Here is a 2,773-nt window from a genome sequence, read left to right on the forward strand (position 1 = left end):
GCCCTGTTCGGGGCGGGGACGAGCCCGCGCTTCGTCGCCGGGCCGCGGCTGTCGGACGTCGCCGGCCTGTCCTCGACCGAGGGCGATCCGGTGCCGCGCGTCTACGGCCGGGCGAAGCTCGGCGGCACCCTGATCTGGGCAACGCGGCCGCTCGAGGTCGCCAACACGGCCGTCGAGCGGGCGTCCTCCCCGGCGAAGGGCGGCGGCGGCCAGAAGACCGTGCGGACGCGCTACGCCTACTTCGCCAACCTCGCGGTCGGCCTGTGCGAGGGCGAGATCGCCCTCGTCCGGCGGATCTGGGCGGACGGGATCGAGCTCGACCGCACCGCGATCACCTGCCGGGTCCATGCCGGCGCGGCCGACCAGGCGCCCGATCCGCTGATCGTCGCCAAGGAGGGCGCCGACGCGCCGGCCTATCGCGGCCTCGCCTACGTGGTGTTCGAGGGGCTGCCCCTGGCCGATTACGGCAACCGCATCCCGCAATTTGCCTTCGAGGTGGTGCGGCCGGTCAACGGCGTCGCGCCGCTGATCCGCGCGGTGAACCTGATCCCCGGCGCGTCCGAGTTCGGCCTCGACCCGATGCCGGTCACGGTCGATCTCGGCCTCGGCCGGACGCGGGCCGCCAACCGGTTCCAGCTCCAGGCGGCGACCGACGTGGTCGCGTCGCTCGACGCGCTGCAGGCGTTGTGCCCGAACCTCGCCCGCATCGCGGTGGTGGTGGCGTGGTTCGGCGACGACCTGCGCGCCGGGCACTGCACGGTCGCGCCCCGCGTCGAGATCCGCGACAAGGCGACCACCGGCGACGGCTGGCTCGTGGCCGGCCTCGACCGCACGCAGGTCGCGCCAGTCTCCGCCGCGCCGGACGGCACGCCGGCCTATGGCGGCACGCCCTCCGATGCCGGCCTCGGCCGCCTGATAACGGAGCTGGCCCGGCGCGGCCTCGCGGTGGTGCTCTACCCGTTCGTGATGATGGACGTCGCCGCCGGCAACGCGCTGCCCGATCCCTACGCGCCCGGCAGCGTCGGCCAGCCGGCCTACCCCTGGCGCGGCCGCATCACCTGCGATCCCGCCCCCGGCCAGCCCGGCAGCCCGGACGGGACGGCGGCGGCCGAGGCGCAGGTGCTGGCCTACTTCGCCGGCGCGCAGGGCTATCGCCGGCAGGTGCTGCACTATGCCGACCTCGCGACCGGCTGGGCGGCCGCCGGCACGCCGCTCTCCGGCTTCGTCCTCGCCAGCGAGCTCGTCGGCCTCACCCGCGTGCGCGGCGCGGGCGAGACCTGCCCGGCGGCAACGGCGCTGATCGACCTCGCCCGAACGGTGCGCCGGAGGCTCGGGCCGTCGGTGAAGCTCGTCTACGCCGCCGACTGGACCGAGTACGGCGCCCAGGTCCGCGACGGCGGCGCCAGCGTGCGCTTCCCCCTCGACGCGCTGTTTTCCGACCCGAGCATCGACGCGGTCGGGATCGACTATTATCCGCCGATCTCGGACTTTCGCGACACGCCCGCGCAGGCCGACCTCGCCGAGACCGACACGATCTACGACCGCGGCTTCCTCAAGGCCCGGCTCGGCGGCGGCGAGGCGTTCGACTGGTACTACGCCGACGACGAGGCCCGCGCCGCGCAGCGCCGCAGCCCGATCACCGACGGCGCCTACGGGAAGCCGTGGACGTTCCGGCCCAAGGACCTCGTCGGCTGGTGGTCGAGCGCGCACGTCGAGCGGGCGGGCGGGGTCGAGACCCGCGCCACGGCCTGGGTGCCGCGCGGGAAGCCGATCTGGCTCACCGAGATCGGCGTGCCGGCGGTCGACAAGGGCACCAACGGACCCAACGTCTTCCCCGACCCGAAATCCTCCGAGAGCGCCTTTCCGCCCGCCTCGCGCGGCCTGCGCGACGAGCTGATCCAGCTGCGCGGCCTGGAGGCGATCCTGTCGCGGTTCGACCCCGCCGCGGCGGGCTTCGCGGCCGCCGACAACCCGCTCTCGCCCGTCTATGGCGGGCCGATGGTCGACCCGGGCGCGGTCTTCGTCTGGGCCTGGGACGCGCGGCCCTACCCGGCCTTTCCCGACCAGGGCTCGGTCTGGGCCGATGCCGGCAACTGGCGGGTCGGCCACTGGATCACCGGCCGGATCGAGGGCTGCGACCTCGACCGGCTGATCGAGCGGATCCTGTCCGACCTCGGCGTCGCCGTGCCGATCGCGATCGAGGCCACCGCCTACCTCGACGGCGCGGTGATCGACCGGCCGCTCTCGGCCCGCGCCGCCCTGGAGCCGCTGGCGCAGCTCTACGGCCTCGACGTGTCGGCGGTCGCCGGCACCCTGCGGCTGCGCGGGCCGCGGCGCGAGGCGGCGGTGATCATCGCCGACGACGACCTCGTGCGCGTCTCCGAGGACGAGGCGCCGCTGCGCCGGGTGCGCGCCGAGGAGAGCGGCCTGCCGCGCTCGATCGAGATCGGCTTCACCGATTCCGAGAACCCGGACTATCGCCGCGCGTCCGCCGCCGCGATCCGGCCGGCCGGCGGCCGGCGGCGCGAGACCCGGATCGAGGTGGCGGTCGTCACCCGGCGCGAGACCGCAGAAAACCTTGCCGAGGCGCTCCTCGACCGGGCCATCGCGGGCCGCGACACCGCCGGGCTGACGCTCAGCCCGCGACGCCTCGATCTCGAGCCCGGCGATCTGCTGGCGACGCCGGCCAGCCTCCAGCGCATCGTGCGCATCGACGACGGGCCGGCCGGTCGCCGGCTCGAGACCCGCGGCGTGCCGCTGCACGGGCCGGGCA

At 75.3% G+C, this 2,773-nt stretch carries 1 protein-coding gene; it reads left to right on the top strand.

Going from position 1 to position 2,773, the window contains the following annotated elements; translation table 11 throughout:
* Positions 1-2,773, top strand: a 2,773-nt coding sequence (locus tag FV230_RS26835) for a glycoside hydrolase/phage tail family protein (protein WP_147844546.1), incomplete at both ends; no start/stop codon positions are given.

Source organism: Methylobacterium sp. WL6 (assembly GCF_008040095.1).
Lineage (GTDB): Bacteria > Pseudomonadota > Alphaproteobacteria > Rhizobiales > Beijerinckiaceae > Methylobacterium.